Here is a 17,121-nt window from a genome sequence, read left to right as displayed (position 1 = left end):
AATTAAACTTATGCTTTATTTTTTCACGCTTGATGCCTTACATTGGGGAACGAATCGCGTTTCTAGATGAGTTTTCAGAATGAAAAAAAATAAAATTGTGACCACTGAAGATATCCTTCTCAAACTTTGCCAGTCTGTTTCTGGCGTACTTACTTCGGCGACATCTTCTCAAGTAAATTATTCAGCAATGGTGCAAAAAATCCACAAGACTAGCCTCAAACCAGATTTTGGCTGTTTTGTTCTGTTTGATGGCGGATTTACCGGGCTAGTTGTGATTAATTTTACGGCAAAAGCCGCACTGGAGATCTACACCAACTACATGCGTAATATGGGCATGCCAGAAGAAGAACTGGCAATATCTCATACTTCTGACGAGGTAGGCGATGTTCTGGGTGAACTCATGAATCAACTGGTCGGAGACTTCACTAATAAAATTCGTAAAGACCTGCAAACGAACATCACACAAAACCAACCAAAAATGCTGGCGCTGAATAAGCAAGTTATCTTACAAGTTGATACCAACCTTGACCGCCCTCAAGCGCGCAGAGTGACGTTCTCCACCGAAAACAACAATATTTTCTATCTCGAACTAGCAATGGATAAAACTGAGTTCATCCAACTGGAAGAGTTTGAAGTTGCTGAAGACGAAAACCCAGACGACATTTTAGAGGCCACACGTAAACAGTTGGCTGAGAAAGAATCTAGATCGTCGGGATCAAACGATGATGCCGATGACTTGCTCAACCAGCTCGGGTTGTAATTCTAACGAATCTTAATGAAGAATGGCTTCTTAGACACAAGTACGACTTCATACTGATTACGACGAACTAAAACGCCAGCCTCGCTTAATGCGAGGCTTCTTTTTATGTGCTGAAATTATCTTCAGTCCCACCTTGTATTTCGTTTTTATGTCAAAAAAGGTAATATGTCTGACTTCATAAATTTTCTGCTTTCGTTACTGGTTGTCGATGGATAAACAAAAAGCTCTGAAAAAAATCGCCAAGTGCTTAGAACTGGGCAATTCCGCTAATGTTAATGAGGCTGCCAATGCTATCAAAATGGCACATCGCCTCATGCTTAAATATGGTCTCGATAAAGACGATATTGAGTTCATCAGAATGGGAAAAACACAATCTTCTCATCTGCTACCAGCGAACATCAGTTCTACCATATTGCGAGTGATTCGCGGCATTAACACAAAATTCGGTGTCGAAGCAGTATTGTTGAATCACAAAGGGCTCAAACGTGTCGAATTTATCGGTGAAGCAGATCGCGCTATTTTTGCTGCATTTGCTTTCGATATTGTTTATCGCGAGATGAACGAAAGTACCGGACAATTCCGAAACAGCTTTGCTGGCACCGGCACCTCTTCTCAGGAAGTGACTCGCCGTGTGAACTCATTTGTATCTGGCTGGGTGGAAGGCGCGATTGAAAAATTGCCAATTATTTCTCCAGATGAAGAGTCGGCCAATAAAATTAATGACTATATTGATAAAGAATTCCAAAACATTGACCGCGAAACGTTCAAGAAGCAATTGAAAGAAGCGATGAAAAACCTAACTGAAGACTACGAAGTGGGCTTAAAGAAAGGTAGAAAGGTTTCAGTTAACCGTGGAGTGGGCGGCGAACAAGCACGCAAAATGTTGGGCGATTCATCGAAATAGCCAGGATGGTAAAGGATTCACATAAGCAGCAATGACTTCGATGTCTATGGGGCTTACTTTGAGAGCTTTGGCAGTATTGATAGGAATTTTCTTACAGAAACTCTTATCAATCTTACTTTCTCATAACAAATATTAATGCTTGTTTATTCATAATTCGCATCCCATTATGAGGCATGGTTTCGCCTCAGTTTTATACGGAGATTTTCCCTTGAAAAAGATGCCTATTGCACTAGCTCTAGTGCTAGCTCTTACTGGCTGTCAAGCCACTCAACGCCAAAATGCAACAACGGGTGAATACGAAACTAACTCCACCACGCAAGGCGCGCTTATTGGTGCGATCGCTGGCGCAGCAATCGGCCTAGCAACGGGTGATGATGCTAAAGAACGTCGTCAGCATGCACTCATTGGTGCAGCCGCAGGCGGAGCGACTGGCGCTGGCGTTGGTTACTACTTTGACCAACAAGAAGCGGAATTACGTCGCGCTTTGCTAAACTCTGGCGTACAAGTTCAGCGTGTTGGTGAAAATCAGCTTTTACTGCGTATGGAAAACGGTATCGGCTTCTCTTCAAGCTCTTACCAGCTTGATGCTAGTATCCATAATACTCTACGCGGTGTTGCTCGCATCCTAGTTGAGTACCCAGATACCAGTCTCGTTATTGACGGTTACACGGATAGCACAGGTAGTGAGTCATACAACCAAACGTTGTCAGAGCGCCGTGCAGAGTCCGTACGTCAATTCCTAGTATCTCAAAACGTTGCACCTGGTCGTGCAATTGCACGCGGCTACGGCGAACGTAACCCAATTTGCTCAAACCAAACTTCTGAAGGTCGTGCGTGCAACCGTCGTGTTGAAATCCAGATCTTGCCACTGAAGTAATTTGGTTGCACCATAACGGTAATAATAAAAAATTACCGGAGCAGGCCTAACCATTATCGTTAGGCCTGACATATTAATGTCTGTCAAAACGTCTGCCCTACTCTGCTTATTTAGCCTCAGCTTTTCTGGCTACTCACTTGCCTCTCAAGCTCCAAATGACCCCATCGAACAATACGAGTACGCACAACAATTATTGGCATCAAACGAAGCTGAAGCCTCACCAGAAACGCGCTACTGGCTAGAGCAATCCGCCAACCAAGGCTACCTCCCTGCACAAAAACAGCTCGCGAACGACTTTGCTAAAGGGATAAATGGCGAAAAAAATGAAACACAAGCGTTATATTGGCTAACCTCTATCGCACTCAATGACCCAACCGATCGTGGCTTTCTTCTCGCCGATTTTATTCAGCGCAATCCAGGTAAGGTCACAACTTCTCAATTGACTGAAGCCTTGTATCAAATGGCTTCTCAGCATAATCCAGCAGCAGAACAAGCTTATAATCAACTGTTAGAGCTGCGCTTCAACCAACTACGAGCTAAACAAGTCTCGCAAATAAAGTCGCTCGATAAAAAAGCAGAGCAAACACAAGAAGAGAAAAGCACAGTTGCAACCCCCAAAGTAAAACACTCGCAGTTTCTATGGCTGATTTGGCTAGCGGCGATCCTCATCATCAGCGGCTTAAGTTTCCTCGTGATCAAAAAACTCAAGCAGAATAGAAAAGCGCGTGAAGCCAAAGAGGAAAGCCAAAATCAACGAATGGCGGAAAAAATAAAAGAGCTAGAGTTTACGAACAAGCAACTGAAGCGTCAGTTAGAGAAAGTATTCAGAGAATTTAAGAAATCCAAAACTCAGGCAGAAAACCATAAGCTAAGCGTCGCGTGTGCTATGTTTGGCTACACACCACAAACCATCCCTGATTTACAGGCAATCAAGCTACGCTATAGACAATTATCAAAGCTTTATCATCCTGACACAAGGGGCAGTGAAGAAGAAATGAAGCGACTCAATCATGCCTTTAAGCTCGTCTCACAAAATGTTACAAAACAGTAAAAATAGGTCAGGATACTTTGGCTGCCATGCTTTTATTCCCATATAATCAAACACCGCAATCGATCTCCCTCTCAAAGAAATTAACAGACATTTAACTTAAGTCGCGCTTTTATGCCATAATGCCCGGCGCAAAATAACACCTAACGACTCAAATTAATCTAGGTGGGGAGAAAATCAATGTTCACTGAAGAAGGCACCTGTGATTGGTGTAAAAAACCTAGTCTTGTAACTCGTCACGATTATTTAGATGGCAAGCACCACTACTCATGTAAAGCTTGTTACGATATGGCGAAAATCGACGTGCGCCTATTTAACCAAGGCGAATTGCAAATGCGCGAACGTTTGCAACGAGCGAGCTAAGCAAGACGGAATCAATGGAACTGATTTTCAAAAGCGCCTTTTATAAGGCGCTTTTTTGATCGCCCAAGCCTATTTCCAATCTCTATCTCGTATTCCCTCCTATCCTACATAGCATGTCGCATCGGTTATCAGCCCTCTTCCACTGTATACAAACCACTGTCCGTGAAAAACACCTGTATATACAGTAGTAAACCCCTGTATGTCTCTCGTCCAACTTTCTACTCACCTCACATTTTTAAATTGATGTTAGACATATCAGAAATGAAAAATAAACAAATAAATTCAATCACTTAAAATAAAATCCTTTTATTTCCTTCTCAAAAAACCGCAAATAACTTTTGAGAAACTTGTTGATCAGGTCGCCAAAACAAACTACTGTATAGGCATACAGCATGTATAAAGGAACAGTAAGATGCAGTTACAAAGTCAATCTCATACATACTCTCGCTACAACGTATTGGCACAAGCAACTAAGCCCATGGCCGTTTCGGATCAGCTTCTATCTAAGCTGGCTGTTTTATCGCAGCAGAAACAATGGATTTTGTTTACAGCAGACTGCCCTCGTCCAGACTTTGAACAACTCACTGCTTCTAATATTTGCTGTAAAAACATCATTCAGATGAAGCCGTCTCAACAGCTTTCTGAAGTGGAAATCGTGATTAAAGCTATTCAGTCTGGTAACGCTAGCGCTGTCGTCGCATCGAACAAGATTGCCCTAATGAATCAATCAATGCTTCGCGATATTGCTCAACGTTATCAGTGTGAAGTCTTTTTCGTCGAAGGCAGAGTTAATAAGTACCACTAACAAGATCGACGTTATCCATCCTGCATCTCGCCTCCTTTTTAAGGGGGCATTTTTTTGTATTAAAGAAAACAGGCAAACGTTTGCTTTTTCTCTGGCGAGTTAAAATAGTTCTGGTATGATGCCCACATTCGATTTATTCAGCGCCCACATTTTGCTGAATATCTTCTCTTTCTGACGTTTGATTAAGATGATAGGAATGTCGCAATGAGCCTTGCTAATCAAGTACTTGCCGTCAATGACGACCTGCCAATTCGCACCCATAAACCCGTTCATAGTGGAAAAGTTCGTTCAGTTTACTGGTTAACTGAAGAAGACAGCGCCCGACTGATCAAAGAAAAAGGATACAATGTCGCTCCAGATGCGCCTTTGGCTATCATGGTGATTAGCGACCGAATCTCTGCATTCGATTGTATTTGGCATGCTGAAGGTGGTCTTAATGGTGTCCCGGGTAAAGGGGCTGCGCTTAATGCGATTTCTAATCACTGGTTCAAACTGTTCAAAGAAAATGGCTTAGCAGATAGCCATATTCTAGACATTCCTCACCCTTTTGTTTGGATTGTACAAAAAGCCAAACCGGTAAAAATCGAAGCCATCTGCCGCAAATACATCACGGGTTCGATGTGGCGCGCTTACGCAAATGGCGAGCGCGAGTTTTGTGGAATCCAACTTCCTGAAGGGTTAGAAAAAGACAAAGCACTGCCAGAGTTGCTAATGACCCCATCCACAAAAGGCATTCTAAAAGGCATTCCCGGTGTGCCAGAAGCCGATGACGTTAATATTACTCGTCAAAATATCGTAGACAACTACGAAGCATTTAACTTCTCAAGTGCGGACGATATCGCACTCTACGAAAAACTGCTGAAAGAAGGCTTTAACGTTATCAGCCAAGCATTAGAAGCAATTGACCAAATCTTTGTCGATACCAAATTCGAATTTGGTTATGTTCATGATGCTGCTGGCAATGAAAAGCTGATTTACATGGATGAAGTGGGTACACCAGACTCATCTCGTATATGGGATGCTAAAGAGTACCAAGCAGGTCACATCGTAGAGAACTCAAAAGAAGGTTTCCGCCAGTTCCTACTTAACCACTTCCCTGACCCAGATATCTTGCTAAATAAAGAACGTATGCCAGAGCGTGAAGCACTCGCTCGTGATAATGCTTTACCCGTCGAATCTTTGATGGCGATTTCGAGCACCTACATTGGTATTGCCGAGAAGATTACAGGCAAGCCGATTCATTTGAGTGAGAATCCGAAAGCGGAAATCATCGAAGTTCTGAGCAAAGAATACGGATTGATTGACTAGCACTGTCGCTAGATTGCTAAACGCTTTCCAATAAAAAGTCCGCACTAGCTTGCGGACTTTTTTCGTATTAGGCTCAGTTTAGCCGATATTTAACGTAGTGCCATCTGTTGTAGAGGCTGACTTGGTCGTCACCTGATATGTTTTGTCTTTAATCGTTGATACGAAATACCAGGTCGACTCTGCCTTGCCGGGCGTAAAAGTAACGCGCATAAAGCCACGCTGTTTGATGTCTGCCCACTGTAATTCTGACACTAAGTGCGGCAGCGTGTATTCCATTTGAGCGATCGCGACAGGGTCTAACGCGAGGTAGGCCTCTAACCCAGGGGAACTCACAGAGCTAGTCGCAAACTCTACCCCGATAGGATGCTTAGATACGTCTTTAAGCTCACTTGCCCATGCGTTGTGCGTATCTCCGGCCAAGCAGACAAAGTTACCACTGCTGGCTTTGACCAGTTGATAAACTTTCTCTCGCTCAACGTAGTAGCCATCCCATGCATCTAGGTTATATGGCAAAGCAATGGTATCTAAACTTGGGTCAGAGAGATAACCCGTAATCGCAGAGTTTACCGCTAATAACGCCTCTGTTTTTTGTTCTTCAGTGGCAGTAAACAATTGAAACATCGCGGTCATAACCGAACTTGGCAACTCCATACGAGACATTAACACTTGTTGCCCTAGCACATTCCAAGTTGCGTCGTGCGTACTGAACTCATCCATCAGCCAAGCGAGTTGGTCACCGCCTAACAGCTCTCGGTCTTGACTGCGCGACTGGGCAACTAAACCGCCAATAGCTTCCATCGTTGGTGAGCTGAGCGAGAAATAATCCAACGGTTTATCACGCCCCACAAGTCGCGTGTCGAGCATCATCAAATTGACTAAACTTCCAAACGAAAACTGACGGTAAATCAGCATGTTTGAGAAAGTGTTTTCACGAACGGGCAACCATTCTGTCCACGCGGCAGCCGCAGCTGCACGACGATCATTAAAGCGGCCTTCCTCTTCTTGATGGTTTTCCGCACCATTTTTCCAACTATCATTTGCAAGCTCATGGTCATCCCAGACTGCAATCATTGGTAGGCTCGCATGTAACGCTTGCAGATCAGCATCTTGGCGATATTGCGCATACCGTTTTCGGTAATCATCTAAGGTAATGCATTCAGTGCCTTTGCTTGGCTCTCGCCCTAGTGCCTCAGCATCTTCACTAGCGTAGCCACCAGCCCCATACTCATAAATGTAATCACCGAGATGAAGTACCACATCAAACGGTTCTTGCTCATGTTGATTTAAGATCTCTCGATACACATGGAAATAACCAGCAGGATAGTTTGCGCAAGAAACAACGGCCATGGATGCCTTTTCTACACCACCCTCTGGTAATGTTTGAGTTTGCCCGACTTCGCTAGTGACATCTCCAACCATGAATCGATAGCAGTAGCGAGAATTTGCGTTGAGGTTTTGAACATCAACTTTTACCGTGAAATCTCGGCTCGTGTCTGTGGCAAAAGTGCCACTTTGCACGATATCAGTAAAATTTTCGTTAGATGAAACTTGCCAGCTTACATCTGCGTAGCTCGCTGAGGTTGTAACACGAGTCCAAATGATTACTTGTGTTTGAGTAGGATCTCCACTCGCCACTCCGTGCTCAAAGGTAACCGCAACAGATTCACTAGCATCGCTACCACAGCCCACCAGCCCGGTAACAATCGCCGTTGAAGAGGCAGCTTTCATAAAGTCTCGACGAGACAAAGACATATTGACTTCCTTTCTTATTGTGTTTGTTTTTATGCCCAAATGACGTGGTGACTCAATCATCCTTGTGTGCCAATAAGGGACGTTAATTCGAACTTACAGTACCAACCACTTAGTCGGTAATTTGTCCTAAAAACACAAAGTTAGAAGCTAGTTATGACAATTGCATTTCCAAACGTTACATTTTTGTTAATTTAAGTGCAAATACTCTATATTCATCACACTTCCAAGACCTGTGACAAAAACCTCAAAATAAAAAAGCGACCTACTTTGAGGTCGCTTTTCATTGCACTATTGTTAAGTGGTACATCGATGAAGTGGAAATGCTCAGCCTAAAACTTGATGTTCAGGACATCTTGTTCTGACGTATCCACCTTCAACTGACTGCGAGATTCTATGTACTCGATTTGCTGAACATCGAGCGAATATGGCATAACGACTCGCAATTCATTGATCCCTTCATGTTTAGCTAGCTGGGTTAAGCGGACCAAATTGGATTCATCACTTTTACGAGAAGACATCGATTTTAATGCGGCATCCCACAACCGATCTTCAGGCTTGCTCAATTCCGCAATGTTCTGTTTCCACATCAAACCGAAAATAGGCGCGATGGTGGCAAATGCCTCTAAAAAGGTCCATTTTTTACTACCTGTCGCTCCTAAAAAGCTAGTGTAGTCGAATTCAATGCACGTCTTTCCTTGTTGATCCATTCTATGCCCCCGACACTCGAAAATGAGATATACCAAATATCGTTCAACTGTTTTGATATAGCAATGGGATATAAAACATTCGTCTTTTATGCCCTAATTTACATACAAAAGGAAATATTAAAACCAGCTTTGTAACAACTGATGTACAGCTTCGCCATATATAAGCATTCAATTGATTAATATTTCAATTAAGAAACTAAAAACAACACGCAAGTAACGCTATCAATATGAAATCATTATAGATTCACCAAGAAAATATCAATTCTTGTCACAACGTCATCCGCCGACCTACTTCACATCAATCACTCGACTGGCCTTTTTATACTGTATCTTCCAACCAGCCCAGCGTGGCAGCTCCCAACGCTTCGGGTCTCCCTTACGGTTTCCCTCTCGATAAACGACCTGTACCAGCTTGCGAGACGCGTAATACTCGACATCTAGTTGGAGTTCTGGCAGCGAAAGTTCTAAAGGGTACTGCTCCGTGAAATCGTCGTATTCCCATTCTGGAACACCGTTAAATTTTAAGTCTTCTGGTTCAAACAACGCCATATCATCGGTGTTTTCAACGCCTAATGTTTCCAACTGATCCTTTAACCAGCTAGAAAATGTCAAGGAGGCCAAGTCGTTAACCTCTTCTCCTTCGACATTAAGGCCCAATGCGTTGTAGAGTTTCCAGTGTTGGATTTGCTGTTTTCTTTGAGAAGCAAAACCTGGTAACAGTGTCTCGTCTTCTATCATTTCGACAATAGACTGAACAGCAACATCACCTTTTAACGCTTGATGTTCAGTACAGATTGTTCGCCCGGCGTAGACCAGGTGCATTGTTGCTCTTGGCGTCTCTTCTTCATAATTCGTCTCACCTTGTTGCCACTCCCCAAATTCAAGTTCGCGTAATAATGTCAGCGGGATAGGCATCATAACCGATGCGAGGTTCAGTGTTTGCTTAACGCCTCGTCCTGGCACGCTATGGCTATCTAGCACGATTGCCGCTTCTTCTTTGTCAGGAAAGCGGCTGTTACGCCCAACCAGCATCTCGACTACGCCATTTCCTAGAGCATCCCTTCGACGAGCTCGTCGGACAAACACAAGCTCAGGATGCAATGAGGCGATGGAGAAAAAGAGCGCTTCACGTTTATATCGAGAGGCAACGTCAAGTTCCGGCAATTCAAATACTTCTCGCATTTGTTTCGCTAAACCTTGTGACTCTTCGAGTGCGCTGGCATCAATGACAATGCCCGGAAATCGCTCCCCCCGAACCAAACGGATAAGCAAAGAGGCATCACATCCGTATGGCTCCTCTTGAGATAGAAGCTCAGCGACTTCGCCACTTTGTCGCTGATAGAGCTATGCAGGCACAGATAAGGCGGCAGCCAAATCAATCATTGCTTCCTTCTCTGGCTTCGCTTGAATTCTGGTAACAAGATCGGCAAACAGTGCATCAATGGGTAGTGGATATACTTTTCTCCCATGCTGCGTGACATTGCCATCCTCATCAATCGCTTCCATAGATAACAACGTCGAATGAGATGCCTCTAGCGACTTTGGGGGAATTAAGTCGAGAAAATCGAGTGTTGAGAGACGGTACCCACAACAAGCCGCTGCCAGCATGGGCTCGACGAGCTCTTCTCTGTGTAATTCTGGAGGTGTCACCAACTCTAAAGGCGCGTGCTCACCATATAGACGAATACAAGCCCCTTCGGTAACGCGACCTGCTCGCCCCATTCGCTGCGCGGCACTGGCCTTAGAAATGTTGGTTAATGTCAGTGCTGTACTTCCATTTCGTTGTACAGTTCTGCGCTCTAAACCACTATCGATTACCACACGGATATTAGGAATGGTCAGAGAGGTTTCCGCGACGTTGGTTGCCAATACGACTTTCCGTTGCTTTTGTACCGTCAGCGCACGATGTCGTTCTTCATCACTGACCGAGGCATGAAGTTTAACCACCATGACATCACTGCTGCTTTGTAGCATCTGCGCGCATTGGGCGATCTCTTTACGTCCTGGGAGAAAAACAAGAATATCGCCATCTTCATCTTCCAGTACTTCTTTTACCGCTCCGACAACCTCCTGTTCACATCCCTTTTTGTTCGGTAAATAGCGGCTGTCTGTAGAACGATGTGTCACCGTGACTGGAAAGCAACGTCCCTCCGAACGCAGACGCTTAGCATTCAGGTAACGAGCAAGCTTTTCGCCTTCTAAGGTAGCGGAAGTGACGATCAATCGATGTTGATTTTCTTGCTTCAAAATGGCGGTTAATAGATCAATATCCCAGCGTCGCTCGTGAAATTCGTCCACTATCACGACATCAAAGTCTGCTAGCTTGTTTTCCGAAAACCAACGCAGTGCAACCCCCGGAGTCACAAATACAACTTCGGTTTTTTCATCAAAGTAGGCATGAAGCTTGATCGCGTAACCGACTTTGCGACCTATTGGCTCTCCAGATTGCTCCGCAAGAAATTCAGCCAGCGAGGTACAAGCAATTCGACGTGGTTCAATAACCAGAACGCGTCCGTGTTTTGCCGCCCACATGGGCAAGCGGGTAGATTTACCCGACCCGGTTTCGGCTTCCACCACAAGATGGTTAAGGCTTACATGATGGTCAAACTCGGCTTGCAGGCTGTCGATAGGTAGTTGAAACATAGAAATTGGACTTGATTTGATGATGCAAAACATTATACCCAAGTAAAAAAATCCTGCTTTAGGTATCTCTAAACAACCAATATTGCCGATATTTTCGTCGGTATCTGAATTTTTTTGCGACATTACATTGATGTGCATCAACGCATGTTTACAACTAAATAGTGAACCCGTTAAAATTTGGTGCGCATCCTTCAACCCTACATAAGGCACCCAATGAACAACGATAAACGCCCACTATATATTCCATATGCGGGTCCGGCTCTTTTAGCAACCCCTCTTTTGAACAAAGGCAGTGCATTCTCTGCTGAAGAACGTAGTTCATTCAACTTAGAAGGTCTGCTTCCAGAGTCGACCGAAACTATCCAAGAGCAGGTGGAACGTGCCTACCAGCAATACAAAAGTTTCGAAAGCGATATGGATAAGCACATTTATCTGCGTAACATCCAAGACACCAACGAAACATTGTATTACCGCCTAGTGCAAAATCACATTTCTGAGATGATGCCTATCATCTACACGCCGACTGTTGGCGCAGCATGTGAAAACTTCTCTAACATTTACCGTCGTGGTCGTGGTCTGTTCATTTCATACCCGAACCGTGACCGTATTGACGACTTGCTGAACAACGCAGCAAACCACAACGTTAAAGTGATTGTTGTGACAGATGGCGAACGTATCCTTGGCTTGGGTGACCAAGGTATCGGCGGCATGGGTATTCCTATCGGTAAACTGTCACTATATACCGCGTGTGGTGGTATCAGCCCTGCTTACACGCTACCAATCGTGCTTGATGTGGGTACCAATAACCCGCAACGCTTAGCTGATCCGATGTACATGGGTTGGCGTCATCCTCGTATTACGGGTGCAGAATACGATGCATTTGTAGAAGAGTTTATCCAAGCGGTACAGCGCCGTTGGCCTGATGCTTTGATCCAGTTCGAAGACTTTGCTCAGAAAAATGCGATGCCTCTTCTAGAGCGTTACAAAGACCGCGTGTGTTGCTTCAATGATGATATTCAGGGTACTGCAGCTGTTACTGTTGGTTCCCTACTTGCCGCCTGTAAAGCAGCAGGAACTCAGCTTTCTAAACAACGTATTACCTTCCTAGGGGCAGGGTCTGCTGGTTGTGGTATCGCAGAAGCGATCATCGCACAAATGGTATCGGAAGGAATTTCTGACGAGCAAGCTCGCTCACAAGTTTACATGGTTGACCGTTGGGGTCTGTTACAAGAAGGCATGCCTAACCTTCTTGATTTCCAACAACGCTTGGTGCAAAAGCATACCAATACGAAAGAGTGGGAAAATGAAGGAAATGGCTTCTCACTACTCGATGTAATGCGTAACGCGAAGCCAACGGTACTAATTGGTGTTTCTGGTGCTCCTGGCCTATTTAGCCAAGAAGTCATCGAAGAAATGCATAAACACTGTAAGCGTCCGATTGTCTTCCCACTGTCGAACCCAACAAGCCGCGTGGAAGCGACACCGAACGACATCATTCGTTGGACAAATGGTGAAGCACTGGTTGCAACAGGTAGCCCATTTGAGCCAGTGGTTCATGAAGGTCGCACTTACCCTATTGCACAATGTAACAACAGCTACATCTTCCCAGGCATTGGCCTTGGTGTACTTGCTGTCAATGCAAAACGTGTCACTGACGAGATGCTAATGGAATCAAGTCGCGCGCTAGCAACATGTTCTCCTCTAGCAATCAATGGTCGTGGTGCACTACTTCCACCACTGGAAGAGATCCACTTGGTGTCGAAAAAAATCGCATTTGCCGTTGGTAAAAAGGCAATTGAACAAGGTGTCGCATTAGAAATTACTGATGAAGCATTGAACGTGGCGATTGAACAGTCGTTCTGGCAACCTGTTTACCGCCGCTACAAACGCACTGCGTTCTAAGCTTGAGACAATTCGTTTAATAATTAGCCCCTACCATGTAGGGGCTTTTATTTTTTTATCATCCTAACCAGATTTTGGCATAAATGGGCTTCTCTCTTTTTGTTTCTATCAGATATGATGAGAACTACATTTTTAGTTAAGGATATAAAACGTTTTGTTGTTTTCTCGCATAAGATCAAAGTGGAAGCTGAAATTTTCCTGGAAGCGATTTGCTTTGATTTTGTCGATCTCTGCACTTAGTCTGCTTGTTTCTGTTATTGCCATCGACCGGTGGGTGGTTTTACAAGCCAAAGAGAGCATTTTCACTGAATACGAGCAAATCCCTCAACATGAGGTTGCCGTAGTTCTTGGTACCAGTAAATACATCGGAAAGATCCTCAACACTTACTACACTCATCGCATTAATGCGGCGATTGAGCTTTACAACCAAGGCAAAGTAAAACAGTTTTTATTGAGTGGTGATAACGCCCACCGTTCATACAACGAACCGTGGACAATGAAACGCGACTTACTTAAAGCAGGCGTGCCTGAAGAAGTGATTCACCTTGATTATGCTGGCTTTCGTACCTTAGATTCGATTGTACGAGCAAAAAAAATTTTTGCTTCGGAGCGATTTCTGATTGTGACTCAACGCTTTCACTGCGAACGCGCACTGTTCATCGCTGATGCTTACAGCATTGATGCACAGTGTCTCGCGGTAGCAGGGCCGACGGCCAACAAGCAAAAAACATCGATGCGTGTTCGAGAACTGCTAGCCCGTGTGAAAGCGTTTTTAGACCTGTATATTATCAATACGCAGCCTAAGTTTCTTGGCCCTCAAGAACCTATCGTTGCAGTAAAAGAACCAAATAAAGCAGCTAACGAGCCTCTTCAAGTCCCCGTCGAATAGAGGAATAACGTGGCTCACAAGCCTAGTAACATTTCTATAAAACAAATGGGTAGTTTTCTACCCATTTCCAATTCTCAACATCACACTTTCTAATTTGCTCTACGATTCAGGCAAAACTCTTTTTCGCATTCAAAGTAACATTTCATCAATAAATAACTACAAGTCAGTTACTTTGCCATAAAAAACCGACAAAAGGCAATGCAAAAGGAGCACTACCCATGACCGCACTCGCTGTGACATTGAAGAATTGGTTCTTCACTCGCAACAGCATGATTTTGAACGCGAATATCCTATTGTTCATTATCTTGTTTAATACCTTACCCTTTGAACCACAAGTAGTAACCGGCCTGAGCATCTTAGTTTTTGTTGCTATTCTGTGGCTAACCGAAGCGATTCACGTCAGCATTACTGCGCTGCTCATACCACTACTTGCGGTATTTTTGGGTGTGTTCAACACTCAAGCCGCACTGAATAACTTTTCCAACTCCATCATTTTTCTATTTTTGGGTGGTTTTGCACTAGCTGCGGCTCTACATAAACAAAAGTTAGATCAAGCTATTGCAGATAAAGTACTATTGCTGGCAAGAGGAAAAATGTCTGTCGCTGTATTCATGCTATTTGGTGTGAGTGCTGGCCTGTCAATGTGGATTTCAAACACCGCCACCGCCGCGATGATGTTACCGCTTGTGCTGGGTGTGATGGCAAAGCTAGACGCCAAGAAAAACCACAACACCTTTTTGTTTGTTCTACTCGGTATCGCTTACAGTGCTTCAATTGGTGGTATTGCAACACTGGTTGGTAGCCCACCAAACGCAATTGCAGCAGCTGAAGTTGGCCTTAGCTTCACTGAATGGATGAAGTTTGGTGTACCTATTTCCCTAGTATTAATGCCAATCGCTATCCTCGTATTGTACACGATGACTAAGCCTGACCTTAGCCACAAGTTTGACCTTGACCATCAACCAGTCGAATGGACAAACGGCAAAATGATTACGTTGGCGATTTTCTTACTGACCGTGACGTTGTGGATATTCAGTAAGCCTATTAACGCTATGCTGGGTGGCTTCGCGAAGTTCGATACTCTTGTAGCTATTGGCGCCATCCTTCTACTTGGTGCTTCTCGCGCCGTCGAGTGGAAAGATATTGAGAAAACAACCGACTGGGGTGTGTTAATCCTATTTGGTGGTGGTATCTGTCTGAGTAACGTCCTAAAAACAACCGGAACAAGCGTATTTTTGGCTCATAGCTTGTCAGGCTTCCTTGAGCAAGCTGGTATTCTCTTAACGATTCTTGCAGTGGTTGCTTTTGTTGTCTTCTTAACTGAGTTTGCGAGTAACACCGCCAGTGCTGCACTACTTGTCCCTGTATTTGCGACCATTGCAGAAGCCTTAGGCATGTCTCCGGTTATTCTTTCTGCACTGATTGCCGTCGCTGCATCTTGTGCATTTATGTTACCAGTTGCAACACCTCCAAACGCGATTGTGTTCGGTACGGGTCATATCAAGCAAAAAGAAATGATGCGAATTGGTTTCGTATTAAACATTGCCTGTATTGCTGCACTAACGCTTTTCGCTTGGGTGTTCTGGTAAAAATAGCAAGTTCGATTAGCACTACACTGCTGCTCACGGTAATCGTATCGATAACCCAAACTTCCCCCCTAAGTGGTGTTCAGCAGTTTCCCTCTTGGTGGCCAGTTGGCCACCTTTTTTCTTTCCTTTCAGTGAACGGCTATCAGGCTTGCTTCTTTTCGCAAGCAAGTAAACCATAATGAGCTTCCACTCGGTTGCGACCATTGCGCTTCGCCTGATACAACACTTCGTCAGCTCTCGCCATGGTTTCTGAGACGCGTTCATTCTGCATTTGGGCAATGCCAATACTGCAAGTTAATGATTCACCGTGCACCCACAAATGATCCTCCACATTTTTGCGAATCATTTCTGCCTTCTCTAGCGCTTGTTCAATATTGGTATCAGGGCAAAATACGACAAACTCTTCGCCGCCCCAACGAACGAGTCGATCGTCTGAGTAAATAGAAGTCGCTACCACCATGACAAATTCGCGCAATATGTCATCCCCCATTTGGTGCCCAAATTTGTCGTTCACCTTTTTAAACTTATCCAAGTCCAAATAGAGAATACTGAAGGTGTTATGCCCCCAGCGAACCTGACGAGATTGTTGTTCCAGCCAGTGTTGCACAGCATATCGGTTCATCGCGCCCGTCAAAGCATCTCGATGCGCTAACTCTGCAAACTCATAGTTTTGAGCTCGCAAAGTATCATTCACCTTTTCCAAATGACGGTGACGCTTTTGCGCTTTTTCATAAGCCACTCTATTTTTTCGTAACTCATGCAGTGAAAAAGCCAGTCCAAGCGCCATCCAAGAGAGTAATAATGCATACAACAATGTTTCTTGCGCAAGGTAAGCGCCTTCAAACTCAATTTTATCAATCACAATTCTATGTTTACCAAGTGCCGCACCAGACCCAGTTGCAATATCAATACGTGTGATGTTTGAAAATTCAGGTGCAGAGTGTTCAATCGCGACTCCGTTATCTGCTAACCACCAGGTCATCACCTGAAGATTTTTAATCGGAATTTCGACAATATCGATCGAACCCGACGGAGAAAACTGCATGCCATTATATTTAATGGTGTACTCGTCGTCCGGTTTGGAATACTCAGAATTATAATTGCGAAGATACAAACGTAGGTCGTGGCTAGGGTTAGCCCCTATTCCTGCCTCTTCATATCGCACCTTCAATCGAATCGTATGGTAGTTGGAAAGGTCAATACCCTGTGTTGGCGTTGCTGAATCGGTATAAACCGAGATTCCGCAATAAGGCCAAGCATACGAGCTCTGCTTTAGTTCACAGCTAAGAACTAGGCTTTGCCGATCGTATGTGATATCTGCCTCACTCACACCTCCTTCACTGGCATCTTTAGTTGCATAGATATTGAAATGCTCAGGTGTAATGGTCAGCTTTCGCGTATCGCCAAGCACACTATAAAGGGCAACCAAACTGATAGTGCAAATAGAAAGAGCAAAGATAAAGTTATGGATCCACTTCATGGGCAAGTGACCTGCTGAGATTATATACAATACGTGAGGTTCAATAATTTCAAAAATGAAATAAAGGTGATTTATCAAGAAATAAAATTACTTT

At 44.2% G+C, this 17,121-nt stretch carries 13 protein-coding genes and 1 pseudogene; 10 read left to right on the top strand and 4 right to left on the bottom strand.

What is annotated here, in order from left to right:
• The first annotated feature begins 79 nt into the window (after positions 1–79).
• The 7 genes from R7Q47_RS04305 (at position 80) to R7Q47_RS04275 (ending at position 6,065) form a co-directional block, all read left to right on the top strand.
• Positions 80–760: a DUF3334 family protein gene (locus tag R7Q47_RS04305; RefSeq protein WP_025766833.1), complete on the top strand. Its 681-nt coding sequence runs from the start codon at positions 80–82 to the stop codon at positions 758–760.
• 208 nt (positions 761–968) lie between these two features.
• Positions 969–1,664, top strand: coding sequence for a DUF2786 domain-containing protein (locus tag R7Q47_RS04300; protein ID WP_005377954.1), 696 nt, complete (start codon positions 969–971; stop codon positions 1,662–1,664).
• A 217-nt stretch (positions 1,665–1,881) separates the two neighbouring features.
• Positions 1,882–2,541, top strand: a complete 660-nt coding sequence (locus tag R7Q47_RS04295; protein WP_005377956.1) for an OmpA family protein — start codon at positions 1,882–1,884, stop codon at positions 2,539–2,541.
• Between the two features lie 76 nt (positions 2,542–2,617).
• Positions 2,618–3,592, top strand: a complete 975-nt coding sequence (locus R7Q47_RS04290) for a J domain-containing protein (protein WP_213960441.1) — start codon at positions 2,618–2,620, stop codon at positions 3,590–3,592.
• A 177-nt stretch (positions 3,593–3,769) separates the two neighbouring features.
• The gene (locus tag R7Q47_RS04285) at positions 3,770–3,952 is read left to right on the top strand and encodes a hypothetical protein (protein WP_005377960.1); all 183 of its coding nucleotides are present in this window, start codon (positions 3,770–3,772) and stop codon (positions 3,950–3,952) included.
• Positions 3,953–4,364: 412 nt separating this feature from the next.
• Positions 4,365–4,757: a SulA-like leucine-rich domain-containing protein gene (locus R7Q47_RS04280; protein ID WP_130546007.1), complete on the top strand. Its 393-nt coding sequence runs from the start codon at positions 4,365–4,367 to the stop codon at positions 4,755–4,757.
• A gap of 204 nt (positions 4,758–4,961) precedes the next feature.
• Positions 4,962–6,065 (top strand): phosphoribosylaminoimidazolesuccinocarboxamide synthase, encoded by a 1,104-nt coding sequence (locus R7Q47_RS04275; protein ID WP_064368087.1) that lies wholly within the window; start codon positions 4,962–4,964, stop codon positions 6,063–6,065.
• A gap of 78 nt (positions 6,066–6,143) precedes the next feature.
• Here the strand turns inward: R7Q47_RS04275 and R7Q47_RS04270 are convergent, their stop codons facing one another.
• From R7Q47_RS04270 to R7Q47_RS04260, 3 genes and pseudogenes are all read right to left on the bottom strand, one after another.
• Positions 6,144–7,817 carry an alkaline phosphatase D family protein gene (locus R7Q47_RS04270; RefSeq protein ID WP_248487532.1) on the bottom strand — a complete coding sequence of 558 codons (1,674 nt, stop codon included), beginning with the start codon at positions 7,815–7,817 and terminating at the stop codon, positions 6,144–6,146.
• A gap of 329 nt (positions 7,818–8,146) precedes the next feature.
• Positions 8,147–8,524, bottom strand: a complete 378-nt coding sequence (locus tag R7Q47_RS04265) for a hypothetical protein (protein WP_005377965.1) — start codon at positions 8,522–8,524, stop codon at positions 8,147–8,149.
• 288 nt (positions 8,525–8,812) lie between these two features.
• Positions 8,813–11,167 (bottom strand): annotated as a pseudogene (locus tag R7Q47_RS04260) (helicase-related protein).
• 213 nt (positions 11,168–11,380) lie between these two features.
• Here R7Q47_RS04260 and R7Q47_RS04255 point away from each other — a divergent pair.
• From R7Q47_RS04255 to R7Q47_RS04245, 3 genes are all read left to right on the top strand, one after another.
• Positions 11,381–13,069 (top strand): NAD-dependent malic enzyme, encoded by a 1,689-nt coding sequence (locus R7Q47_RS04255; RefSeq protein WP_005377977.1) that lies wholly within the window; start codon positions 11,381–11,383, stop codon positions 13,067–13,069.
• A 154-nt stretch (positions 13,070–13,223) separates the two neighbouring features.
• The gene (locus tag R7Q47_RS04250) at positions 13,224–13,958 is read left to right on the top strand and encodes a vancomycin high temperature exclusion protein (RefSeq protein ID WP_005388862.1); all 735 of its coding nucleotides are present in this window, start codon (positions 13,224–13,226) and stop codon (positions 13,956–13,958) included.
• A 218-nt stretch (positions 13,959–14,176) separates the two neighbouring features.
• The gene (locus R7Q47_RS04245) at positions 14,177–15,547 is read left to right on the top strand and encodes an SLC13 family permease (protein ID WP_248487522.1); all 1,371 of its coding nucleotides are present in this window, start codon (positions 14,177–14,179) and stop codon (positions 15,545–15,547) included.
• A 142-nt stretch (positions 15,548–15,689) separates the two neighbouring features.
• Here the strand turns inward: R7Q47_RS04245 and R7Q47_RS04240 are convergent, their stop codons facing one another.
• Positions 15,690–17,027 (bottom strand): GGDEF domain-containing protein, encoded by a 1,338-nt coding sequence (locus R7Q47_RS04240; RefSeq protein ID WP_042522150.1) that lies wholly within the window; start codon positions 17,025–17,027, stop codon positions 15,690–15,692.
• Positions 17,028–17,121 lie beyond the last annotated feature (94 nt).

The sequence above is a fragment of the Vibrio sp. Vb0349 genome, from assembly GCF_033338975.1.
This window is presented reverse-complemented; position numbering and strand designations above follow the sequence as displayed.